Genomic DNA, 22,585 nt, shown 5'->3' on the forward strand with positions numbered 1-22,585 from the left:
TCTGACGGTGTGTCAATTACTCTGCCTCTCCATGGACGCCGAGATACGCACGATCGCTGAAGCGGTGGCCGCGCGGTGGGGTGACCACCGGCCGGGGTTGTGGTGCGGGGAGCGGGTGCTGACCCATCACGAGGTGGCGGGGGGCGCCGCGGCGCGGGCGGCGCTGCTCGCCGACCTGCTGCCCGCCGGTGCTGTGCCCCACGTCGGGGTGCTGCTCGACAACACACCGGAGTTCCCGCTGTGGCTGGGGGCCGCCGCGCTCGCCGGGGCCGCCGTCGCCGGGATCAATCCGACCCGGCGGGGGCCCGAGCTGGCCCGGGACATCCTGCACACCGAGTGCCCGGTGCTGGTGACCGAGCGGGCGTGGTTGCCGTTGCTGGACGGGCTGGAGCTGCCCGGGGTACGGGTCCTGGTCACGGACGAACCGGAGTACGGCGCGCTGCTCGCCCCCTACCTGGGCGCTTTTCCCGATGACTCGCGGGCCGTCCCGGCCGATCGGATCCTGCTCTACTTCACCTCCGGTTCCACGGGGGCGCCGAAGGCCGCGCTCTGTTCGCAGGGGCGGCTGGCGGCGGCGGGGCGGTCCCTTGCCGGGCAGTTCGGGGTCGGGGCGGACGACGTGCACTACGTCTGCATGCCGATGTTCCACGGGAACGCGGTGATCGCCGACTGGGCGCCGGCGCTGGTGGCGGGGGCCGGGGTGGCGTTGCGGCGGCGGTTCTCGGCGTCGGGGTTCCTGGCGGACGTGCGGCGCTACCGGGCGACCTACTTCACGTACGTCGGGCGTGCGGTGCAGTACATCCTCGCCACCGAGCCGCGCGCCGACGACCGGGACAACCCGCTGCGGCTCGGGTTCGGGACGGAGGCCGGGGCGGTGGACGCGGCGGCCTTCGAGGAGCGGTTCGGGGTCAGGCTGGTGGAGGGGTACGGGTCGTCCGAGGGCGGGGCGGCCGTGCAGTGGTCGGCGGGGACACCGGCGGGGGCGGTGGGGCGGGCGGCGGCCGGGCTCGTCGTCCTCGACCAGGAGACGGGGGAGGAGTGCCCGGTGGCCGTCTTCGACTCCGGGGGGCGGCTGCTCAACGGGGAGGAGGCGATCGGGGAGCTGGTGAACCGGGCGCCGAACCCCTTCGAGGGGTACTGGCGGAACCCGGCGGCGGAGGCCGAACGGCGCCGGGGAGGCTGGTACTGGACCGGGGACCTGTTCTACCGGGACGGGGAGGGCTACCTGTACTTCGCCGGGCGCACCGACGACCGGATCCGGGTCGACGGGGAGAACCTGGCCGCCGCGATGATCGAGAACATCGTGGCGCGGTACGAGGGGGCGGACGCCGTCGCCGTGTACGGGGTGCCGGACCCGGTGACCGGGGACCAGGTGATGGCGACGATCGCCGGGCGGTTCGAGCCGCTGGACTTCGCCGAGTTCCTGCTGGCCCAGCCCGATCTGGGGACGAAGATGGCGCCCCGGTTCGTCCGGGTGGTGGAGCGGATGCCGGTGACGGCGACCAACAAGATCCAGCGGGCGGCGCTGCGGCGGGAAGGGGTGCGGTGCGCCGACCCGGTGTGGTGGCGGCCGCCGGGGGAGCGGACGTACCGCAGGCTGACCCCGGAGGACGCCGAAGGGCCCCTCGTGTCCACGAGAGGCCCTTCATCGGTGCGCCGCCAGGGACTCGAACCCCGGACCCGCTGATTAAGAGTCAGCTGCTCTAACCAACTGAGCTAGCGGCGCATGACTCCCGCCGACCGTCTGAATCTCTTCTCGCGGCTGGCGACGAAGAAAATACTACCTGGTCCGCGAGGGTGCTTTCGACCGGGTTCAGATCGCGAGGGAGAGCAGCACCGGGGCCGCGCTGCGGTTCAGGGCGTCGGCGGCCTGGCGGAGCCGGTGGGCGTGCTCCACCGGCAGGGAGAGGGCCAGGCAGCCCACGGACGAGCCCGCGGTGATCGGCACCGCCGCGCACACCGTGCCGATCGCGTACTCCTGGAGGTCCAGGACCGGGACCGTCGGCGGCTGGGCCGCCAGCCGGGAGAGCAGCAGCTTGTCGCTGGTGATGGTGCGCGAGGTGAGGCGGGCCATCTTGTGCCGGGAGAGGTGGTCGCGGCGGGCGTTGTGGTCGAGCTGGGTGAGCAGGCTCTTGCCGATCGCGGTGGCGTGCGCGGAGGAGCGGAAGTCCACCCACTCGTTGACCGCGGGGGTGGCCGGGCCGGCCGCGTACTGGCCGATCCTCACCTCGCCGTCGACGTACCGGCTGAGGTAGATCGCGGCGCCGACCGAGTCGCGCAGCCGGTCGAGGGTCTGCTGGAGCTGCTCGCCGAGGGCCTGCTCCCGCTCGTGCGCGGAGCCGAGGCGGCGCAGGGTCTCGCCGGTGACGTACGCGCCGTCGGCGACCTGCTCGACGTAGCCCTCGCGGCGCAGCATGCGCAGCAGCGCGGTCAGCCGGTCGGGGTCCAGGCGGGTGAGACGGGCCAGTTCGGTGTCGGTGACGCCGGTGGAGTGCCCGGCCACCGTCTCCAGGACACGGAGCGCGTCCTGGGCGGAGTGGTACGGGGCGGTCGGCTCGTGCTTCAGCGCCACGGTGGTCCCCCTGCGCTCGCTCGGCTTGCTGCTTTGTCAGCACTGCTTGGGCCGCGATCCGGACTGCGGATCCTCTCCACGATAACGGGCAAGAGCCGGAAACGGAGGGGGTGTTGGCGAGATTCCAGCCCTCCCGCCTGCGGCAAAGACCCTCTGGCATATGCCAGAGGGATGTCCCGGCCGCTGGACCTCGGGGGATCGGGCGTTCACTTCCTGTAGTCACGGCGCCACGCGGGGAAACTTTTACGGCGCCGTACCGGGATATATCTACAGCACCGCGCCGAGGAACTCCCGCGTCCGCTCGTGCTCGGGCTCGCTGAAGATCCGCTCCGGCGGGCCCGCCTCGATGATCCGGCCCGCGTCGAACATCAGGACCTGGTCGGAGATGTCCCGGGCGAAGTTCATCTCGTGGGTCACGACCAGCATCGTGATGTCGGTGGTGCGGGCGATGTCCCTGAGCAGGTCCAGCACGCCCGCGACCAGCTCGGGGTCGAGCGCCGAGGTCACCTCGTCGAGGAGCAGCACCTTCGGCCGCATGGCCAGGGCCCGGGCGATCGCGACGCGCTGCTGCTGGCCCCCGGAGAGCTGGGTCGGCTTGGCGTCGGCCTTGTCGGCGAGGCCCACCAGGTCGAGCAGCTCCCGGGCGCGCGCCTCCGCCTCGTCCTTCGGCAGGCCGAGCACGGTCACCGGGGCCTCGGTGATGTTGCGCAGCACGGTCATGTTCGGGAACAGGTTGAACTGCTGGAAGACCATCCCGATCTTCTTGCGGACCTCCCGCAGCTCCTTCTCCGACGCCGGGAAGAGCCGCTGCCCGTCCACGGTGACGGTGCCGGAGTCCGGCTCGGTCAGGGTCATCAGCAGGCGCAGGATCGTGGTCTTGCCGGAGCCCGAGGGCCCGATCAGGGTGACGTGCCGGCCCGCCTGCACGCTCAGGTCGAGCCCGTCGAGGACGGTGTTGTCCCCGAACCGCTTGGTCACCCCTTCCAGGCGGATCAGCTCGGTGGGTGTCGTATCGGTGGTACTCGGCTGCTTGCTGGTCTCAACGGACAAGGCGACGCTCCAGGGTGCGCAGGAGAAGGGAGGCGAGGTAGGAGATGACGATGAAGGCGACGCCGATCACCGTCACCGGCTCGGTGAACTGGAAGTGCTGCTGGGAGAAGAGCCGCGCCTGGCCCAGCATCTCCAGCACGGTGATCGACATCAGGATCGGTGTGTCCTTGAGCATCGAGATCACGTAGTTGCCGAGCGGTGGCACGACCCGGCGCAGCGCCTGCGGCAGGATGACCGCGAACCAGGTCCGCCGGGCGGGCAGGCTGAGCGCCGTCGCCGCCTCCCACTGGCCGGCCGGGACCGCCTCGATACCGGCCCGGTAGACCTGCATGGTGTACGTCGAGTAGTGCAGGCCGATCGCGACGACACCGGTGGTCAGCGCGGAGAAGGTCAGCCCCCACTCGGGCAGCACGTAGAACAGGAAGAACAGCTGCACCAGCAGCGGGGTGTTGCGCACGAACTCGGTCACCACGCCGACCGGCCAGCGCACCCAGCGGGTGGGCGTGCGCATCAGCAGCGCCCACACCAGCCCCAGCGAGAACGAGATCAGCGAACCGAGGGCCAGCGCCTGCAGGGTGACCAGCAGACCGTCCCAGAAACGCGGCATGAACTCGCTTACGGCACTCCAGTCCCACTTCACGCGACACCACCGACCCCGGTCGTCTCCCGGCGCTTGCGCGCCCGCGCCTCCGGCTCGTTCCCCGGGCCCTTGCCGATCCCGGCCCTCAGCCGCTTCTCCAGCTCACGCATCAGCCGGGTGATGGCGAACGCGATCACGAAGTAGATGAGGAGCAGATACGTGTAGACGTGCGCGCTCTCCTGCAACGCCAGCCGCACCAGGTTCCCGCTGAACGCCAGGTCGCCCATGCCGGTGATGGACACCAGCGCGGTGCCTTTCAGGAGTTCGACGAGCAGGTTGCAGTAGGAGGGGATCATCTCCGGCACCGCCTGCGGCAGCAGGATCAGCCGCAGCCGCTGCCAGGGCGTGAAGCTGAGCGCGATCCCGCCCTCCTTCTGCGCAGGGTCGACCGCGTTCAGCGCTCCGCGCACGATCTCCGCGCCGTACGCGCCGTACGTCAGCCCGAGCGCGAGGGTGCCCGCCCACAGCGGCACCAGCTGCCAGCCGAAGGCGACCGGCAGCACGAAGAACACCCAGAAGATCATCACCAGCGCCGAGGTGCCGCGGAACACCTCGGTGTACAAGCCGGCGAGGAAGCGCACGATCCAGTGCCGGTTCGTCCGCGCCACGCCCACCACCAGGGCGACGGCCGTCATCAGCAGCCCGCTGAGCACGAGCAGCTGGACGGTGGTCCACACGCCCTTGAGTACGAGTTCCCACAGTCCCGACGTCATCCGCTCTTGCCTCCCCCGCACAGCTCCTTCGCCGTCAGGTCGGTCATCTCGGCCTTGGTGAAGCCGAACGGCCGCAGGATCCGCAGCAGTTCACCGCTCTGCTTCAACTTGCGCAGCTCCCCGTTGAAGGCGTCCCGCAGCCGCGTCTCCGCCGACCGGAACGCGAACGCGCCCCCGTCGACATGCGGTTCGCCGCCCACGAGGGGCGCGAACGGCTCGGTCGCCTCGGCCTTGGCGGACTTCTTGACGACCGCGCGGACGGTGACCGCGGTCCCGGCGAACACGTCGACCCGCCCTGCCTCCACGGCGTTCAGCCCGGCGACCTGGTCGGGGACGATCAGGATGTCGCTCTCCTTGTACCCGGCCTCGACCGCGTACTGGATCTCCGCGTAGCCCGTCCCCGTGGCGAACTTCGCCTTCTTCGCGACGATGTCCTGGTAGTCGTGCAGCCCCTTGGGATTGCCCTTCCGTACGACGAACGAGTCGAGCATCTGGTAGTCGGGATCGGCGAAGATCACCTGCGCGCACCGCTCCGGGTTGACGTACATCCCGGCGGCCACGACGTCGAACTGCTGCGAATTCAGTCCGGGAATCAGCGAACCGAACTCGGTCGGCACCGGCTGTACCGAGTCGACCCCGAGCCGCTTGAAGACCGCCTTCGCCAACTCCGGTGCCTCACCGGTCAGATGGCCGTTCCTGTCGATGTATCCGAAGGGGATCTCACCGGCGATCCCGAGCCGCACGACCCCCTGGGCGCGCAGCCGTTGCAGCAGGTCACCGCCGTTGTCGGTGGACGCGGTGGCCACCCTTGTGCACCCGGCGGCGGCGAGCGCGCCGACGGCGGCGACACCTGCGAGCACGGCACGCCTACTTTGTCTGGATTCGTACCCAGATGTGTCTATGTCGTTCGCATGTGGTGGAGCCATGGCGGCGCGGCTACCCGGACCCGACCCACTTATGCACCATGGATTGCATGGGCAATCGACACCTCGAAGTCTCGCTGGTCAGCCGTGGCGTCACCGCCACCGCCCGCCTCCTCGACGACCGCGCCCCGCTCACCTGCGCCGCCGTCTGGGACGCCCTGCCACTGGCCGGGGACGTCTACCACGCCAAGTACGCCCGCAACGAGATCTACGCGCTTTTCCCGCCATTCGCCGGCACGGAACCGCCCCTGGAGAACCCGACCGTCACCCCCGTCCCCGGCGACCTCTGCTACTTCTCCTTCGCCGGCACCGAGTTGGGCACGAAGGCCTACGGCTACGACCGCGAGGTGCGCGCCGGTACGACGGTGGTCGACCTGGCCCTCTTCTACGAGCGCAACAACCTGCTGCTCAACGGGGACGTGGGATGGGTGCCGGGGATCGTGTGGGGGCAGGTGGTGGACGGCCTCGCGGAGATCGCCGAGGCCTGCAACGACCTGTGGCGCACCGGGGCGGCGGGGGAGACGCTCAGCTTCCGGAGGGCATAGCCGCGACGCCTGCCGGTGCCGAGGCCACCCCCGCCTCGTACAGGGCGTGCGCGGCGCGCAGGACCAGGTCGTCGCGGTGGCGGGCGGCCACGATCTGCAGCCCGATCGGCAGGCCGTCGGGGTCCGTCCCGACGGGGACCGTCGCCGCCGGCTGCTGGGTCAGGTTGAACGGGTAGGTGAACGGGGTCCAGCCGGTCCACCTGCGGTAACCCGCGCCCTTCGGCACCTCCGCCCCCGCCTCGAACGCGGTGAGCGGCAGGGTCGGCGTCACCAGCAGGTCGTAGCGCTCGTGGAAGAGACCCATCCGGCGGCCCAGGTCCATCCGGACGTCCACCGCCGCGAGATAGTCGAGCGCGCTCAGCCGGGCGCCCCGGCCGCAGATCTCCCGCAGCCCCGGGTCGAGTCGCGCCCGCTGCTCGGGGGAGAAGCGCTGGGTCAGCCGGGCCGCGCCCGCGAACCACAGCGTGTGGAACGCCTCCACCGGGTCGCTGAAGTCCGGGTCGGCCTCCTCGACGTACGCGCCGAGCCCGGCCAGCTCCGCCACCGCCCGCCGTACCGCCGCCGCGACCGCCGGACGGACCGCCACCTGCCCGCCCAGCGAGGGGGAGAAGGCCACGCGCAGCCCGCGCACGCTCTCGCCGAGGGCCGCGGAGAAGGACCCCGGCGCCGGTCCCAGGGCCGACCAGTCCCGGGCGTCCGGTGTTCCGATCACGTCCAGGAGCAGCGCCGCGTCGGCCGCGTCCCGGGTCATCGGGCCCACGTGCGACAGCGTGCCGAAGGCGCTCGCCGGGTAGAGCGGCACCCGGCCGTACGTCGGCTTCAGGCCGAAGATCCCGCAGAACGCGGCCGGGATACGGACGCTGCCGCCGCCGTCGGTCCCGAGGGAGAGCGGCGCGGCCCCCAGCGCGACGGCCGCCGCGCTGCCGCCGCTCGATCCGCCGGCGGTGCGCGAGGGGTCGTACGGGTTGCGGGTGATCCCCGAGAGCGGGGAGTCCGTCACGCCCTTCCAGCCGAACTCCGGAGTGGTGGTCTTGCCCACGAACACCGCGCCGTGCTCGCGCAGCCGGGCGACCGAGGGCGCGTCCTCGTCCCAGGACCCGGCCGCGGGGATCGTCCCGGAGCCGCGCAGGGTCGGGTGGCCGCGCAGCAGGAGGATGTCCTTGACGGTGACCGGTACCCCGTCGAGCAGACCCCTCGGCTCGCCCCGCCGCCACCGCTCCTCCGCCGCCCGCGCCTCGGCAAGCGCGTCCTCCTCCAGGAGACGGACGAAGGCGTTGACCTCCGGCTGGATCCGCGCCGCCCGTTCCAGCGCCGCCCGGGTGGCCTCCACCGGGCCGAACTCGCCCGTGCGGTAGCCGTCGAGGAGCTGTCGGGCGGTGAGGTCGGTGAGGTCGGTGAGCTGCATGGGCCCCTCCCGAGGGTCAGTGACCGGGCACGTATCCGCGTTGCTTGTCGACCACGTTCAGCAGAGATCTGCCCGCTGCCCACCGCTCGTACAACTCCACGAACTGGCTGCCCAGTTCGTCCCGCCAGCCGACCGTGTCCCCGCTCATGTGCGGGGAGACGATCAGGCCGGGCACGTCCCACAGCGGGCTGTCGGCGGGCAGTGGCTCGGTCGCGAAGACGTCCAGGGCCGCGGCGGAGATCCAGCGCCTGGTCAGCGCCCGCACCAGCGCCTCCTCGTCGACCAGCTGCCCCCGGCCGACGTTGATGAAGCAGGCCGACGGCTGCATCACCCCGAAGCGGTGCTCGTCGAACATGCCGTACGTCTGCTCGGTCAGCGGCGCGGCCGAGATCACCCAGTCCGCGCGGGACATCAGCCGGTCCAGGTCGGCGGGGCCGTGGATGCCGGTGCGCGGGACGCGGCCGACGAGGGCCGTGGTGATGTCGAGGGCCTTGAGTGTGCGGACGATCGCCCGGCCGATCGGCCCGGAGCCCACCACGCAGGCGCGCGTGCCGCCCACCCGGCGCGCCTCCCGGTGCCGCCAGGTCCGCTCCCGCTGGAGACCCAGGGTCCCCGGCAGGTCCTTGGCGACGGCCAGCACCAGCGCGGCCACGTACTCGGCGATCGGCCGGTCGAAGATCCCGCGCGCGTTGGTGACGACCGTGTCGGACGCGGCCAGCTCGGGGCACATCAGATGGTCCACGCCCGCGCTCGCCGTGTGCACCCAGCGCGGCCTCGGCCCCGCGCCGGGCCACGCCTCGCGGACGGCGTGCGAGGCGAAGTCCCAGACCAGCAGCACATCGGCCGTCGGCAGCCGGGCCGCCAGGCCGGCCGCGTCCGTGCGGACGATCCGGGCACGGCCGGTGAGCCGCCCCAGCCGCGGCGGCGGGTCGGCGTCGAGGACCAGCAGGGTGGGCACGGGCGGCGTCATTCGGGGTGGTCTCCCGGTGTCCGACAGCGTCTGACATGGGCGGACGCAAGGTCTCAGATGCGCGGATTGACCACGCTGGCACTCGAACCTACCTTCGTCAACACGGGCGTATCCGTCGACCGTTACCTCCTCGATCTCCAAGGTGAGGCCGGTGACTTCCCATGGACGTCTCCTTTCTGGGCGGACCTCGTCCCCAGCGCGGCGTGGGCGTCGTGGCGCCCTTCGACTTCGCGCTCGACCGCGAGCTGTGGCGCTGGGTGCCGGACGACGTCTCCCTGCACCTGACCAGGACCCCCTTCGTGCCGGTCGAGGTGAGCCTCGACCTGGCCCGGCTGGTCAGCGAGCACGAGACCCTCGGCGAGGCGGTCCGCGCGCTGACGGCCGTCGCCCCCGAGGTGGTCGCCTACGCCTGCGCCTCCGGCAGCTTCGTCGGCGGGATCGCCGGGGAGCGCGCGATGTGCGAGGCGATGACCCGGTCCGGCGCGGTGCCGTCCGTGACCACCTCCGGAGCCCTCCTCGACGCGCTGACCGAGTTGGGCGTACGACGGCTCGCGCTGGTCACGCCCTACACCGTCTCGGTGACCCGGGTTCTGGAGGAGTACGTCGCGGAGGCGGGCGTACGGGTCGCAGGCTGCGCGTTCATGGGGCTGACCCGGCACATCTGGCAGGTGCCGTACCGGGACGTGGTGACCATGGCCCGGCGCGCGGTACGGCCCGGGGCCGCCGACGCCCTGTTCATCTCCTGCACCAACCTCCCCACCTACGACGTCATCCCCCAGCTGGAGGCCGAACTGCGCCTCCCCGTCCTGTCGGCCAACCAGGTCACGATGTGGGCGGCGCTGCGCAGGCTGGGTACCCGAGCCGTGGGGCCGTACCAGGCGCTGATCCGTCACGGTGACGACCACCGGGACGGCTCGGCGGCGTCGCGTGACTGGCCCGCACTGCCGGAAGAACAGCAGGAAGGGTGGACATGACAGCGCTCGGACTCCTCTACCCGGGGCACTCCGCCGAGGACGACTACCCCCGTATCGAACAGCTCCTCGGCAGCGACGTCCGGGTGGACGTCGTCCACACCGACATCGGCGAGGACGCGCACCGGGTGGACGCGCTGCGCGAGATGGGCGCCGAGGCGCGGCTGGCCGCCGGGGTGGCCCAGCTGCGGCTCGCGGGCGCGGACGCGGTGGTGTGGGCGTGCACCAGCGGGAGCTTCGTGTACGGCTGGGAGGGCGCCCAGCAGCAGGTCCGCGCCCTCGCCGCGGCGGCCGGGATGCCCGCCTCCTCCACGTCGTTCGCCTTCGTGCGCGCGGCACGGGAGCTAGGGGTACGGCGGGTGGCGGTCGGCGCGACCTACCCGGACGACGTGGCCGCCCTCTTCGCCGACTTCCTGCGGGCCGCGGGCCTGGAGGTGACCGGGGTCCGCTCCTCGGGGGTCGTCACGGCGGCGGAGGTGGGGACGTGGGGGGAGGAGGAGGTCCTCACCCTCGCGCGTGCCGCGGACGCCTCCGGCGCGGAGGCCGTGCTGCTCCCGGACACCGCCCTGCACACGGCGGCGCACCTGTCCCTCCTGGAGAAGGCGCTGTCCAAACCGGTGCTCACGGCGAACCAGGTGACCGTCTGGGAGGGCCTGCGGCTGGCGGACCGGCGAGTGAACGCGCCGGCGCTGGGTGCGCTGTTCACCCGCGAGCCCCTCGTGCAGGTCTGACCCGGTCGCCGTACCAGGGGGCTCCGCCCCCTGGACCCCCCAAAAAAAGCCAAGAACAACGCCAGGAAGAAGAAGCCCGGAATAAGCGGAGCCATCCTCCTGTTATCGCCCCTCAGGACAGTTCACGGCCGCTACAGCAGGAGGCTCTCACCGTGTCGGCAGACGAGATCCGGGGCATCACGCACGGGACGGCCCCCGTCCCCCTCTCCGTACTGGACCTGGTGACCGTGGGCACCGGCAGTACCGCCACCGACGCCCTGCGCACCAGCGCGGCGCTCGCGCGGCTCACCGAGGCGCGCGGTTTCCACCGGTACTGGGTCGCCGAGCACCACTCGATGCCGGGGGTGGCGTCCTCCTCGCCGGCCGTGATCCTCGCCCACCTCGCCGCGCACACGGAGCGGATCCGGCTCGGCTCGGGCGGTGTCATGCTGCCCAACCACGCGCCGCTCGTCATCGCGGAGCAGTTCGGCACGCTGGAGGCGCTGGCGCCGGGGCGGGTCGACCTGGGGCTCGGGCGGGCGCCGGGCACGGACGGGGCCACCGCGGCCGCCCTGCGCCGCACCCAGACCCTCAACGAGGGCGCCGACGACTTCCCGCAGCAGCTCGCCGAGCTCACCCGGTTCCTCGACGACGACTTCCCGGACGGGCACCCGTACCGGAGGATCCACGCGATCCCCGGGCCGATCCAGGCCACCACCCCGGGCGGGGTGCAGTCGCCGCACCGGCCGCCGATCTGGCTGCTCGGCTCCTCCGGCTTCAGCGCCCGGCTCGCCGGCATCCTCGGGCTGCCGTTCGCCTTCGCGCACCACTTCTCCGCGCAGAACACCGTCCCGGCCCTCGACCTGTACCGCGAGTCCTTCAGCCCGTCCGCGGTCCTCGACGAGCCCTACGCCCTCATCGGCGTCTCCGTGCTCGCGATGGACGACGAGCGCGAGGCCCGGCGCCAGGTGCGGGCCGGCGCGCTGAACATGCTGCGGCTGCGCACCGGGCGGCCGGGGCTGTTCCCCGACCCGGACGAGGCCGAGAAGCACGAGTTCTCCCCGATGGAGGAGGAGTTCGTGCACTCGTGGACCTCCAACATCGTGCACGGCACCGCCGACGAGGTCCGCGCCGGTCTCGACGACCTGCAGAAGCGCACCGGCGCCGACGAGTTGATGCTCACGTCGCACGCCCACCGCGGCGAGCTGCGGCTGCGCTCCTACGAACTGGTCGCCGACGCCTACGGTTTGCCGACCGGGGTGTCCGCGTAGCTCCGGGTGCCCAGCAGCTCGGAGATACGATCCGGCGCCACCGGCCGGGAGTAGAGCCACCCCTGGCCGGTGTCGCAGCCGATGTGCCGCAGCCGGGAGGCCTGCGCCGAGGTCTCCACGCACTCGGCGGTGACGGTGAGGCCGAGGCGGTGGGCCAGCTGGATCATTGCCTCGACCACGACCTCGTCCGCCGGGTTCGGGCGGTCGCCCGGGTCGTCGTACTGGAAGCCCCTCACGAAGGAGCCGTCCAGCTTGAGGACGGAGACCGGGAGGCGGCTGAGGTAGGCGAGGTTCGAGTAGCCGGTGCCGAAGTCGTCGATGGCGATCCGGACGCCCATGTCGCTCAGGGCCTGGAGGGCCTGGAGGGGGCGGCCGGCCGAGCCCATGACCGCCGACTCCGTCAGCTCCAGCTGGAGCAGGTGCGGGGCCAGGCCGGTCTCGGCCAGGGTCTCGGCCACGTCCGCGACCAGGTCGGAGTCCCAGACCTGGCGGACGGCGACATTGACACTGACGAAGATCGGCGGCTCGCCGGGGTGGTCCAGCTGCCAGCGGCGGGCCTGCCGGCAGGCGGTGGTCAGGGCCCAGCGGCCGAGCGGGACGATCGAGCCGTCCTCCTCGGCAATTCCGATGAACCGATTCGGCGTCAGTGTGCCGAACTGCGGATGATTCCATCGGATCAGCGCCTCGACACCGCGCAGCCGGCCGTCCTCCATGCCCACCAGCGGCTGGTACTCCAGGGTGAACTCACCGCGCTCGATGGCCGGTCGGAGCGTGGAGGAGAGCGCCTGGCGGGTCACCAGGTGGGCGTTGCGCTCCGGGTCGAACAGCGTCCAGCGGGACTTGCCGTCGGCCTTCGCCCAGTACAGCGTCGTGTCGGCGGCCTGCATCAGGCCGGTGGCGGTGGTGCCGGCCGCGTGCCGCTCCACCACGCCGATCGACGCCGAGAGCGACAGCCGCTGGCCGGCCAGGTCGAAGGGCGCCTGGAGGGCCGCCAGCGCCGACTCGGCCAGGTCGGCCAACTGCTCGGTGCCCGTGGAGTCCTCGACCAGCAGGGCGAACTCGTCGCCGCCGAGCCGGGCCACCAGCGGTGCCCCGGCCCGCGCGAAGCCGGCCTCGTCGGCGACCCGGGTCAGCCGTTCGGCGACGGCGGCCAGCAGCCGGTCGCCGATCCGGTGGCCGAGGGTGTCGTTGACCGCCTTGAAGCCGTCCAGGTCCAGGTAGCACAGGCCGATCCGGCCGGTGCCGCTCTGCTCGTACGCCTCCGCCTCCAGCGCGGCCGACAGCCGCTCGAAGAACAGCGTCCGGTTGGGCAGCCGGGTCACCGGGTCGTGCATCTGCAAGTGGCGCAGCCGGGCCTGGAGTTCACGGCGCTCGCTGATGTCGGAGACCGAGAGCAGCACGCCCGGTCGCGTCTTCGACAGCGGGGCGACGGTCACCTGGACCCACAGCGAGTGCCCGTCGGGGTGCTTGAGCCGGCGGGTGCAGCGCAGCTTGGCCTGCCGGCCGCGCAGCACCTCGCGGTACGCGTGCCAGGTACGGGCGTCGGAGGCCAGGTCCACCAGGTCCGCGGCGACCCGCCCGGTCAGCCCGGCCGGGTCGGCACCGATCAGGGTGCCGAACGCCTCGTTGGCGGTGGTGACATGGCCTTCGCGGTCGACGACGGCCATGGGCAGCGCGGCGGCCGTGAAGGCGTGCTCGTAGGTGTTCGGGTCGGTCGTCTCGTCGTACGACTTCTGATAGCTCTTGTCACTCTCTGTGACGGCGGACCGGTCGAGGTCTGCCGCGGGCGTCGGCCCTTCGGAGGTTCCGCTCACCGCTCGCTCCCGCAGTGCACTCGATCTCTGTCCGTGCAGGAAAGTGTGCCGATCATAGAGGCTGGCCCGAGGGCCTTCCAGCCACTGTCCAGTGTCCACGATGAAGCACCGGTTCTGACAGATCGTTTCTGCCCGCACCTGGACGGGTTCTTGAGGCGCCCGACCACTTGTGACGTTCCGTGAGTGTGTCGGGGTGTCGGCCGTTCGGGTCTCCCCGTGGTGAGCAGGGGGTTCCTCACCCTTCTGGTGCAGATAAACAGGTCATAACGCGACAAACTCACACAGGCTGGGTGGCGGTGTCCCGCGAACCGCCCCGGAGGTCCTTCCGTGCCGCGTCTCCCGCTGCGCAGCACCGCCGCCGTGTCCACCACGATGGCGGCGCTCGTCGCGACGACGATCCTGACCGGACCGTCGGCCGCCGAGCCGTTCTCCACCGCCCCCTGCGCCCTGCCCCGCACCGACGCGCACCACTCCGAGGGCGTCGACACCTGGAACGCGGCCTACACCCGCCCGACCCAGCCGCTTTCGGCCGTGATGGTGTTCCTGTCCTTCCCGGACTCGCCGCCCCGCACCACCCCCGCGGAACTCGCCGCCGACCACTTCCCGGCCACCAGCCGGTACTACGAGCAGGCCTCCTACGGGAAGTTCACCATCCGGCCGCACCCGCTGACGCACTGGCTGAGGATGCCCCGGCCGTCGGTCGCCTACGGGATACAGCGGGACTGGAGCATCGCGCTCCGGGCCGCCTACCTGCGGGACGCGTTCGCGGCGGCCGACCGGGAGGTCGACTTCAAGCGCTACGACATCGTGTACTTCGTCGCCGACCCGGACGCGCCCGGCGTGGACTCCGACGCCACGAAGGTGGTCAACCTGACGACCCCGTTCCATGTGGACGGCACGGATGTCCGCCGGGTCGTCACCGTCTTCGAGAAGCATCCGCCGGACCGGCTGGTTCTCGCCCATGAGACCGGCCATGTCTTCGACCTCCCCGACCTCTACCATCGTCCGGTGGACGGCAAGGGCGACTGGGACACCTATGTCGGCGACTGGGATCTGATGGGCAGCCAGTTCGGGCTCTCGCCGGATCTGTTCGGCTGGCACAAGTGGAAGCTGGGATGGCTGGATCCGCGCCAGGTGGCGTGCGTCCGGGGGGCCGGGCCGACCCGGCTCACCCTGGAACCGCTCTCCGCCGGACCGGGCGGACCGGGCGGACCGGGCGGACCGGCGCAGGGCGCGGCGGGCGCCCCGGCCTTCGGGCTCGGCGGCGGCACCAAACTGGCGGTGGTCCGCACCGGGCCGGACAGCGCGCTGGCCTTCGAGGCGCGCGGCACCCTGGGCAACGACAGCGCGGCCTGCCGGGAGGGCATCCTCGTCTACCGGGTCCGGGACGAGACGGCCTCCGGCGGCGGCCCCGTCGAGGTGATCGACGCCCACCCGCACACGGAGGCCTGCTGGGAGAACTCGGTCTACCCGCCGCTGGCCGACGCCCCGGTCGCCCTCGGTGAGACCTTCACCGTGCCGGGGGACGGCGTGAAGGTGGAGGTGGAGGGGCGGACGGCGTCCGGGTCCTGGAACGTGCGGATCACGCCGGGGCCGCTGGAGTGAGCCGCTGGAGTGAGCCGCGGTGGCCGAAGAAAAGCCCGAAGGCCAAGCTCGCAGGAGCTTGGCCTTCCGACTACTTCGCGTGCGCCGCCAGGGACTCGAACCCCGGACCCGCTGATTAAGAGTCAGCTGCTCTAACCAACTGAGCTAGCGGCGCCTGCTGACGTCGTAGACCTTAGCATCCTGATCGGCGGGAGGAAAAATCGAAATCCGCACGGCCGAGCGGGCCGCCCGTACGGCCGCCCAGAGCAGGATCTCCGGACCGGGGAGCCACGGGTGGCGGGTGTCCGGGGCGACCAGCCAGCGGGTGCCGGCGGGGGTGGGGGAGCGGTCCGCGTTCAGCGCCGGGACGGTCACCGCGTCGCCGGTGCCGTGGCAGAGCAGCGGCGGTACGGCCTGGCCGCGGCCGCCCCACTCCTCCCAGCCCAGCAGCGAGGGCAGCCGGGCGGCGGTGCCGGGGGCGGCGAACAGGAGCATGCGGCCCCGGAACACCGCGACGGGTCCGGAGCCGGGCCCCTCGTCCCACAGCCGGTCCAGCATGCGGCGGCCGAACAGTGCCGGGGTGTTCACCACGTCGAACGCCGTACCGCAGGGCAGTACGACCGGGGCGTCCGGCCGCTCCTCCCAGAGGGCGAGCGTGCTCCGCGGATACGTTCCTGCGGAGGCGAGCCAGGCGGCTCCGTCGGGGGTGACCCCGGCCGCGTCGGAGCGGTCGCCGGGGCCACGGAGAGGCGTCTCGTACGGTGTGCTGCTCGTCGGACTGCTCATGGGACATTGATACCCATCGTGAGCTGCCGCTCGCCGTGAGTTGCGGAAAACCGGGACGGGGTCGGGCGCAGGGGGGTATCTTGCCCGCCTGGCATATGCCTCGCCGCTATACGGGCTCCGCCGACTCGGCCTCCTCCGCCCCCCTCAGCAGGTCCCGGCCGAACTCGACCATCTTCTTCGCGTAGTCCTCGGTCCACTCGGCCCGCTCGGCGATGTCGGCCGGGGTCAGACGGTCGAACCGGCGCGGGTCCGCGAGCTGGGCGGCGGCCATCGCCTGGAACTCCACCGCCCGGTCGGTGGCCACCCGGAACGCCTGGGTCAGCTCCGTCGCACGGTTCAGCAGCGCCCCGGGGTCGTCCAGCGACTCCAGGCCGAAGAAGTGCTCCGGATCGGCGACCGCCTCCACAGGCTCGAAGAGCAGGGGCGCGGGGCGTCGCCGCGGTTCGTTCCGACGCGGCGTGGGCTCCGCCATGTCTGGTCCTCCTCGTACGGTTCGGTGCCAACGGTTCGATGGGCCACCGTCCATTGTCTCGCGCCCGCGCAAGGGGACCCTGAGGCCGACGCATGACTCTGCGCTCGCCCGTCACGGCCGCCAGGGCACTCGGTGTTCGGCCAGGTGTGCCAGGACCGCGTGGTTGGCCTCCCAGCCGTCGGGGGCTGTATCCGTTGGCCGCCTCCGGCGGCGTGCCGGACTCCGTCCGGCGAGGGGGTGGGGTTGGTTCGGCGTTCGTCACGGCCGCCAGGGCACTCGGTGTTCGGCCAGGTGTGCCAGGACCGCGTGGTTGGCCTCCCAGCCGTCGGGGAACTTGACGAGGGTGCCCAGCTGGACCGGTTCTGTGGAGGGGTAGTCGTCGAGGAGGTCGGTGACGCCGGCTCGGCAGACGACGATGCAGGAGTGGCGGTGGCGGGAGGCGAGGACGCAGAGGCGGCCGGTCTCCAGGTGGAAGGCGGTGGCGTCGGGGCGGCCGGAGAGCGGGTGGAGGACCACGGTCACGTCGTACTCGCGGCCCTGGAGACGGTTCGCCGTGTCGACCGTGACGTCGCTCACGCCCAGCTCCGTCAGGGCCGCGCGGACCGCCGCCGCCTGGTCCCGGTGGGCCGTGCCGACCGCGATCCGGTCGGCGGTGAGGGGCGAGGGGTCGGGGGAGCGTTCGGAGGAGGCCGCGCCGCCCCGGTCGAGCAGCCGTCGTACCACCGTCGCCACCGCCCGGACCGCCTCCGGGTCGGTGCGCGGGGTGTGCCGGGCGGGGAGTTCCAGCAGGCCCCAGCCGGATTCGGCCGCCTCGTCGATCACCCGGTCGGGTCCTGAGCCGTCGGAGGGGACGGCGAGGGTGAGGCGGCGGTCGCCGTGGCCGGTGCCGCTGCGGAACGGGGTGTACGGGTAGAACGCGCCGGAGACCAGCGGGGCCGCGGACGCGGGCAGCCGCCAGGAGACCGGGAGGCGGTGCTGGGGGAGGCCCGGGTTGTGGGCGAGGAGGGTGGAGACGGCGGACGCAGAGGGGTCGTACGACAGGCCCGCCCACTGCTCGCTGCCCACGATCGCGAACGGGTCCAGCTGGCCGGGGTCGCCCACGAACAGCGCCCGTTCGAACAGCCCGGCCACGGCGAGCAGCGAGTCCGAGCGCATCTGGTACGCCTCGTCGACGATCGCGTGCCGCCAGGGCTCGTCCACCTGGACGTGCGCCCACTTCGCGGCGGTGGACAGCACGACCGGCGCCTCCCTGAGGTCGGCCGCCTTCGCCGACTTGCGGACGTTCGGCAGGTCGTCCAGCGCCTTGTCGTACGGGTCGGCGTCACTGCTGTGCAGGCGGCCGACGAGCAGCTCCGGGTTCTTCTCGGCGAGCCGCAGGACGAGGTCGTCGACCTGGGCGTTGGTCTGCGCGACCACCATCAGCGGGCGGCCCGCGTCCGCGAGTTCCAGCGCCGCGCGGACCACCAGCGTGGACTTGCCGGCGCCCGGCGGGGAGTCCACGACCACGCCCCGGTCGGTGCCGTTCAGGGTGTCGTGGAGGATCGCGGCGGTGGCGCGGGAGGCGGCCGTTCCGGGATCGAAATCCGTGGTTGTCACAGCAGGTCCTCCTGCGTCACCGCGTCGGGGGCCTCCTGCGCGGCCTCGCCGGGCGGGCCGCCGTGTGTCCACGGGGTCGCCTCCGGGTCGGGCAGCTTCGCCCCGCCGCGCTGCTCGTGTTCGAACAGGGTGAAGGTGAGCCGGTCGCCCTTCTCCGGGACCGAACCCTCCTCCGGCTCCTTGCCGCGGCCCATCTTGTCCAGGACGCGCAGCACCAGGATCCCCTCGCCCTCGGACCCGACGAACTCCATGGACTGCGGCTTGCCGCCGAGCGAGCGGTACGCCTTCGCGCGCTCGCCGAGGTACGGCCGGTCCTCGGTGCGCACGGTCACCAGCGGGCGCGGGCTGGGCCGCTTGCCCTCGCTGTACGCCATGACGACATCGAGGACCTCGCCCGCGAACGCCTCCCCGGACAGCCGCCGCCCCGCCATCACCAGCGGGTCGTCGAGCGCCTCCTGGGCGTCCAGGCGGGCCTGTTCGCGCTCGCGCGTGGCCAGCTTGTTGGCGGCGGTGACCGCGTCGTCGCGGCGCGGCTGCGGGGGCTCGCCCGCCAGGACGCGGTCCCGGTGGCCGGTGAACGACCAGCGGTCGCGCGTCCACCGCTCCTCGACCCGGGCGCCCTCGGGCAACCCGCGCAGCAGGTCGAGGCCGCTCCAGACCGCGTCCCAGGTGGGCCGGGTGCGGCTCTCGACGAGGTCGCGGATCTCCCGCTCGGCGGCGGTGAGGATCGCCAGCCGGTCGTCGGCCTGTAGACCGTCCTCGGCGGTGGCCAGGGCGGTGCGGGCGCGGTCGTAGCGCTCGAAGGCGGGGGCCAGCAGCTTGTTGTCGAAGGCGGGGTCGGTGGCGGGCCCGGCCGGCGGGCACACCAACTGGCCGTGGGGGTCCCGGGCGAGCTCGGCCACGCGCGCGGCCTCCGCGCCCGTGCTGCCCCGCGGAGGGTCGATCCAGGCGAGCAGGGCGCCCAGGTGCTGGTCCTCGATGCCGGACTGGCCGGTGGCCCAGTGCCGGGACAGCAGGTCCGTCATGGCGAGCAGCAGCGAGGAACCGGGGACGCGGGCGCGCTCGCCGAAGTGGGTGAGCCAGCGGCCGAGCAACGGCACCCGGGGCGGGGCCGGGAAGGGCGCCTCGGGGTCCTGCTCCGCCGTGCGCCGGAACCGCGTCGAGCGGCCCAGCAGCCGCACGTACTCGATGCCCGCGCGGCCCGGGACGATCAACTGGGGCGCGTCCGCGCACAGTTCGACCTCGACCTTGACCCGCTTGCCGGTCTCCGGGTCGGTCTCGGTGCGCTCGGCGGCCTCGACGGTCTCGGCGTAGGAGTCCAGGTACGGCAGGACGGCGTCGGCGAGTTCGGCGAGGAAGGCGAACCGCAGGTCGCGGTCGCGCGGCTGGGGTACGACCAGCAGGCGCGGGGCGTCCCGGTCGGTGCCGACGAGCGCGCCGAGCGGGGCCCCGGCCTCACCGGCCGTGGTGAGCGGCACGAGGACGAGGGGGTGCGCGGAGACATGCCGGTGGCGGACGGTGGCCGCGGCCCGGGCGGTGCCGGTGCTCAGGGCCTCGAGGCGGGCCAGGGTGGTGATCAGGGACACGGGACCCCCAGGGCCTCCGCCCGCAGCGCCGCCGCCCTGCGCAGCGCCGCGACCGCCGGGTCGGCGGCGTCGCCGCTCTCGCCCCGGGCCGCCGACAGCACGTCCTCGACCGTGGCCAGCCCGCCCAGTTCGGCGCGGACCGCGCGGCCGAGCGTGGTCACCTCGTCGGCCGCGCGGGACCGCTGCCGGCAGTGGAAGGCCAGTTCGCAGGCGGACAGGCACTCGGGGGCGTAGGCCGCCGGGACCGCCTCGACGGCCGCCGTGAGCTGCTCGGCGGGCAGGCCGGGGGCGAAGCAGGTGCCCTCGGGGAGGGCGTCGGCGATGTCCTGGACGCGGGTGAGGCGGGCCAGTTGGCGGGCGGTGACCGCGCGCTGCTTGCGAACGTCCACGGCGGAGGCGGTGGGCAGGTTGGAGAAGTCCTTGGGACAGACCAGCAGCACGTCGTGGCGCACGCGCGGGGCCGGGTCGAGCCGGGCCGCGACCTCTTCGAGGGCCAGGACGTACACCGCCGCCTGCCGGGCGGCCGCGCCCACCTTCGCCGGGTCGGCGGAACCGTCCAGCATCGGGAACGACTTGATCTCCACGACCGTCCAGCTGCCGTCCGGGTGCACCACCACCGCGTCCGGCTCCAGGAAGGCGGGGGACCCGGCCACCTCCAGTGCCAGCATCGGATGGTCGAGCAGGACCCAGCCGCCGCCCCGGCCGCCCTGGCTGCTCTCGCCGCCTTCGCTGTCCTCGGCGGGCTCGGTGGCCTCGGTGGCCTGTGCGGCCTCGCGCAGTGCCAGGGCCGTGCGGGCCGTACGGCCCTCGGGGCCGATCGCGGACAGATCGGGTACGGCGGCGGCCCGCGTGGCCGGCTCGGCCCCCGGATCGAGGTGCTCGCGCACCAGCCGCAGCAACTCCGCCCCGCCGTCCGCCTTCACCTTCGCCTCGAAGGCGTTGCCCCGGGTCAGCGCGAACTGCGACTGGCCGAAGGCCGACGGCGCGCCGAGGGCGCCCGCCAGCGCGGTCTTGTCCACCCCTGCGCCGTCCAGGATCGCGCGCCGTCTGCACCCCGGGTTCGCGGCGAGCGCGGCGAGGGCGCGCGCGTCGAGGGCCTTGGCGGGGACGTCGGGGCCGCGCAGCTCAGCGAGCCGGTGCCGGAGCGCCGTCCCCCGCGTCTGTGGGGGCAGCGTCCGGTTCGGCTCCGGAGGCGAGCCGGGACTCGCGCTGCGATGGAATTCGCTCACCCGCCGAAGTCTGGCATCCGGCACTGACAATCGGGGAGCCCGAGCCTTCCGAGCGCGCTGCGACGAGAGAGGCGCGCGGGGTGATCCGCCGCCGGACGAGATCGGCGACCCGCATCACGTACGGCGCGAGCAGGAAGCCGGCGCCCATGACGACGGCGCCCGCGACCGCGTCCAGGAAGTAGTGGTTGGCGGTGCCCATGACCACCAGCGCGGTCAGCACCGGGTAGGCCACACCGAGCACCTTGGTCAGCCGGGTGTTGCCGTACCGCCACAGCATCACCCCGCACCACAGCGCCCAGCCGCAGTGCAGGCTCGGCATCGCCGCGTACTGGTTGGTCATGCCGCCCAGACCGCGCGGGGCGCTGGCGTCGCCGCCCCACCAGCCGTAGGAGCTGTACTGGGCCATCGTGTCGACGAACCCGTACTTCGCGTCCAGCAGCCGGGGCGGGCAGGTGGGCAGCAGGGTGAAGCCGATCAGGCCGATGAACGTGGACGTCATCAGCCAGGTGCGGGCCCGGCGGTAGGCCTCGGCGCGCCGGCGGAACAGCCAGACCAGGATCACCGGGGTGACCAGGTAGTGCAGCGAGGCGTACCAGAAGTCGGCCGGCACGCCGAGCCACGCCTCGTGCGTGAAGAGGCGGTTGAGCGGGTGCTCGGCGTTGAGGCGCAGGTCCTTCTCGATGCGCAGGATCGCCAGACCGTGGTCGACGGCGGTGGCGGTGTCCCCGCGCGCGAGGAGGCGGCCGGCCGAGTAGCAGCCGTACACCAGCAGGATCAACGGCAGCTCGGTCCACCAGCGCAGCCGGGTTCTCGCAGTCACCTCGGTGCCCGGTTTCTCGGTCTGCGGCATCCGACTGCCTCCCCCTTCTCGTCCCTGTCTGCGCGGCGACCGGCGGGCCGACCGTGACACTTTACGTTGCGCGTGTTCCCGCCCATGCGGGGTGCTCAGCCCTCAAAGACGCGGAGAACGCCCACCGGGTTGCCCGTTCCCGGCGCGTTCCCAGCGTGGGTGATGATGGAGGTGTCCCGCTTCCGAATTTCTTCCGAAAGGTTCGTCCTCCATGGCACCGCGCATCCTGCTGGCCCGGCACGGACAGACGCAGTGGTCGCTGTCCGGCAAGCACACCGGCAGGACCGACGTACCGCTCCTGGAGGAGGGGCGCCGGGGCGCCAAGCTGCTCGGCGAGCGCCTGCACCGGCCGCCGTTCGACGGCCTCGCCGACGCCGAGGTCCGCACCAGCCCGCTGGCACGCGCGCGCGAGACCTGCGAACTCGCGGGCTTCGGCGACCGCGCGGCCCCCTGGGACACCCTGATGGAGTGGGACTACGGCGCGTACGAGGGCCTGACCCCCGCGGAGATCCAGTCCTCCCGGCCGGGCTGGCTGATCTGGCGCGACGGCGTCCCCGACGGGGAGTCCCTGGCCCAGATGACCGCGCGCGCCGACGAGGTGGTCTCCTGGGCCCGCGCGGCCGACCGCGACGTCCTCGTCTTCGCCCACGGCCACATCCTGCGGTCGATCGGCGCGCGCTGGCTGGGCATGCCGCTGGACTTCGCGGCACGGATCAGGTTGAACCCGACCTCGCTGTCCGTGCTGGGTTGGGCCTACGGGGAACCGGCCATCGAGAGCTGGAACGACTTGGGGCACCTGGCCGGCTGACCCGGGGGCGAGGGCTGGGGCAAGGCTCGCTTTCCGGTGCCGGCCGGCTGCAGCGCCCCTTCAGGGGCGCGGGGAACTGCGCGACCAGCC

General features: G+C 72.7%; 20 protein-coding genes, 2 tRNA genes and 1 pseudogene. 7 read left to right on the forward strand and 16 right to left on the reverse strand.

Annotation, left to right across the window (positions count from 1 at the left end; translation table 11 throughout):
* The first annotated feature begins 31 nt into the window (after positions 1-31).
* The gene (locus tag ACIPSJ_RS01095; protein ID WP_401342497.1) at positions 32-1,687 is read left to right on the forward strand and encodes an AMP-binding protein; all 1,656 of its coding nucleotides are present in this window, start codon (positions 32-34) and stop codon (positions 1,685-1,687) included.
* On the opposite strand, the gene ACIPSJ_RS01100 is transcribed toward ACIPSJ_RS01095, so the two are convergent.
* The 6 genes from ACIPSJ_RS01100 to ehuB form a co-directional block, all read right to left on the reverse strand.
* A tRNA-Lys gene (locus ACIPSJ_RS01100) sits at positions 1,653-1,726 on the reverse strand. The genes ACIPSJ_RS01095 and ACIPSJ_RS01100 overlap by 35 nt on opposite strands.
* 87 nt (positions 1,727-1,813) lie before the next feature.
* Positions 1,814-2,572, reverse strand: a complete 759-nt coding sequence (locus tag ACIPSJ_RS01105) for an IclR family transcriptional regulator C-terminal domain-containing protein (protein WP_359215649.1) — start codon at positions 2,570-2,572, stop codon at positions 1,814-1,816.
* A 267-nt stretch (positions 2,573-2,839) separates the two neighbouring features.
* Positions 2,840-3,622 (reverse strand): ectoine/hydroxyectoine ABC transporter ATP-binding protein EhuA, encoded by a 783-nt coding sequence (ehuA, locus tag ACIPSJ_RS01110; protein WP_401342500.1) that lies wholly within the window; start codon positions 3,620-3,622, stop codon positions 2,840-2,842.
* Positions 3,612-4,262, reverse strand: a complete 651-nt coding sequence (gene ehuD, locus ACIPSJ_RS01115) for an ectoine/hydroxyectoine ABC transporter permease subunit EhuD (protein WP_359215643.1) — start codon at positions 4,260-4,262, stop codon at positions 3,612-3,614. The genes ehuA and ehuD overlap by 11 nt, the downstream gene beginning before the upstream one ends.
* A complete protein-coding gene (gene ehuC / locus ACIPSJ_RS01120; protein ID WP_359215640.1) occupies positions 4,259-4,975 on the reverse strand; it encodes an ectoine/hydroxyectoine ABC transporter permease subunit EhuC in 717 nt (238 codons plus the stop codon). The genes ehuD and ehuC overlap by 4 nt, the downstream gene beginning before the upstream one ends.
* Positions 4,972-5,901 carry an ectoine/hydroxyectoine ABC transporter substrate-binding protein EhuB gene (gene ehuB / locus ACIPSJ_RS01125; protein WP_401342503.1) on the reverse strand — a complete coding sequence of 310 codons (930 nt, stop codon included), beginning with the start codon at positions 5,899-5,901 and terminating at the stop codon, positions 4,972-4,974. The genes ehuC and ehuB overlap by 4 nt, the downstream gene beginning before the upstream one ends.
* Before the next feature lie 47 nt (positions 5,902-5,948).
* On the opposite strand from ehuB, the gene ACIPSJ_RS01130 reads away from it, so the two are divergent.
* The gene (locus tag ACIPSJ_RS01130) at positions 5,949-6,443 is read left to right on the forward strand and encodes a DUF3830 family protein (RefSeq protein WP_401342505.1); all 495 of its coding nucleotides are present in this window, start codon (positions 5,949-5,951) and stop codon (positions 6,441-6,443) included.
* Here ACIPSJ_RS01130 and ACIPSJ_RS01135 read toward each other — a convergent pair.
* Positions 6,424-7,848: an amidase gene (locus tag ACIPSJ_RS01135; RefSeq protein ID WP_401342507.1), complete on the reverse strand. Its 1,425-nt coding sequence runs from the start codon at positions 7,846-7,848 to the stop codon at positions 6,424-6,426. The genes ACIPSJ_RS01130 and ACIPSJ_RS01135 overlap by 20 nt on opposite strands.
* A 16-nt stretch (positions 7,849-7,864) precedes the next feature.
* Positions 7,865-8,818, reverse strand: a complete 954-nt coding sequence (locus tag ACIPSJ_RS01140; protein ID WP_359215629.1) for a D-2-hydroxyacid dehydrogenase — start codon at positions 8,816-8,818, stop codon at positions 7,865-7,867.
* A gap of 161 nt (positions 8,819-8,979) precedes the next feature.
* Between ACIPSJ_RS01140 and ACIPSJ_RS01145 the strand changes: the two genes are divergently transcribed.
* From ACIPSJ_RS01145 to ACIPSJ_RS01155, 3 genes are all read left to right on the forward strand, one after another.
* The gene (locus ACIPSJ_RS01145; protein WP_355711378.1) at positions 8,980-9,792 is read left to right on the forward strand and encodes a decarboxylase; all 813 of its coding nucleotides are present in this window, start codon (positions 8,980-8,982) and stop codon (positions 9,790-9,792) included.
* Positions 9,789-10,520 (forward strand): aspartate/glutamate racemase family protein, encoded by a 732-nt coding sequence (locus tag ACIPSJ_RS01150; RefSeq protein WP_359215625.1) that lies wholly within the window; start codon positions 9,789-9,791, stop codon positions 10,518-10,520. Before ACIPSJ_RS01145 ends, ACIPSJ_RS01150 begins: the two co-directional genes overlap by 4 nt.
* A gap of 152 nt (positions 10,521-10,672) precedes the next feature.
* Positions 10,673-11,770, forward strand: a complete 1,098-nt coding sequence (locus ACIPSJ_RS01155; protein WP_365682135.1) for an LLM class flavin-dependent oxidoreductase — start codon at positions 10,673-10,675, stop codon at positions 11,768-11,770.
* On the opposite strand, the gene ACIPSJ_RS01160 is transcribed toward ACIPSJ_RS01155, so the two are convergent.
* Positions 11,740-13,584 (reverse strand): putative bifunctional diguanylate cyclase/phosphodiesterase, encoded by a 1,845-nt coding sequence (locus ACIPSJ_RS01160; RefSeq protein ID WP_401342510.1) that lies wholly within the window; start codon positions 13,582-13,584, stop codon positions 11,740-11,742. The genes ACIPSJ_RS01155 and ACIPSJ_RS01160 overlap by 31 nt on opposite strands.
* Before the next feature lie 372 nt (positions 13,585-13,956).
* Here ACIPSJ_RS01160 and ACIPSJ_RS01165 point away from each other — a divergent pair, with 372 nt between their 5' ends.
* Positions 13,957-15,189, forward strand: coding sequence for a M6 family metalloprotease domain-containing protein (locus ACIPSJ_RS01165; RefSeq protein ID WP_401344525.1), 1,233 nt, complete (start codon positions 13,957-13,959; stop codon positions 15,187-15,189).
* A gap of 80 nt (positions 15,190-15,269) precedes the next feature.
* On the opposite strand, the gene ACIPSJ_RS01170 is transcribed toward ACIPSJ_RS01165, so the two are convergent.
* The 7 genes and pseudogenes from ACIPSJ_RS01170 to ACIPSJ_RS01200 all read right to left on the reverse strand — a co-directional run bounded on the left by ACIPSJ_RS01170 (position 15,270) and on the right by ACIPSJ_RS01200 (position 21,687).
* Positions 15,270-15,343: transfer RNA gene (locus tag ACIPSJ_RS01170), tRNA-Lys, on the reverse strand.
* Positions 15,334-15,987: pseudogene (locus ACIPSJ_RS01175) on the reverse strand (bifunctional DNA primase/polymerase); the annotation flags it as partial. The gene ACIPSJ_RS01170 and the pseudogene ACIPSJ_RS01175, both read right to left, overlap by 10 nt.
* Positions 15,988-16,060: 73 nt before the next feature.
* Positions 16,061-16,426: a hypothetical protein gene (locus ACIPSJ_RS01180; RefSeq protein WP_359215616.1), complete on the reverse strand. Its 366-nt coding sequence runs from the start codon at positions 16,424-16,426 to the stop codon at positions 16,061-16,063.
* A gap of 258 nt (positions 16,427-16,684) precedes the next feature.
* Positions 16,685-18,022 carry an AAA domain-containing protein gene (locus tag ACIPSJ_RS01185; RefSeq protein WP_401342512.1) on the reverse strand — a complete coding sequence of 446 codons (1,338 nt, stop codon included), beginning with the start codon at positions 18,020-18,022 and terminating at the stop codon, positions 16,685-16,687.
* A complete protein-coding gene (locus ACIPSJ_RS01190; protein WP_401342514.1) occupies positions 18,019-19,608 on the reverse strand; it encodes a hypothetical protein in 1,590 nt (529 codons plus the stop codon). The genes ACIPSJ_RS01185 and ACIPSJ_RS01190 overlap by 4 nt, the downstream gene beginning before the upstream one ends.
* Positions 19,599-20,780 (reverse strand): hypothetical protein, encoded by a 1,182-nt coding sequence (locus ACIPSJ_RS01195; RefSeq protein ID WP_401344527.1) that lies wholly within the window; start codon positions 20,778-20,780, stop codon positions 19,599-19,601. The genes ACIPSJ_RS01190 and ACIPSJ_RS01195 overlap by 10 nt, the downstream gene beginning before the upstream one ends.
* Entirely contained in the window at positions 20,734-21,687 is a 954-nt protein-coding gene (locus ACIPSJ_RS01200; RefSeq protein ID WP_359215607.1) for a phosphatase PAP2 family protein, read from the reverse strand. The genes ACIPSJ_RS01195 and ACIPSJ_RS01200 overlap by 47 nt, the downstream gene beginning before the upstream one ends.
* A 211-nt stretch (positions 21,688-21,898) precedes the next feature.
* Here ACIPSJ_RS01200 and ACIPSJ_RS01205 point away from each other — a divergent pair, with 211 nt between their 5' ends.
* Positions 21,899-22,495 carry a histidine phosphatase family protein gene (locus tag ACIPSJ_RS01205; RefSeq protein ID WP_401342517.1) on the forward strand — a complete coding sequence of 199 codons (597 nt, stop codon included), beginning with the start codon at positions 21,899-21,901 and terminating at the stop codon, positions 22,493-22,495.
* Positions 22,496-22,585 lie beyond the last annotated feature (90 nt).

The sequence above is a fragment of the Streptomyces sp. NPDC090088 genome (assembly GCF_044747345.1).
In the GTDB taxonomy this organism is placed as follows: Bacteria; Actinomycetota; Actinomycetes; order Streptomycetales; family Streptomycetaceae; genus Streptomyces.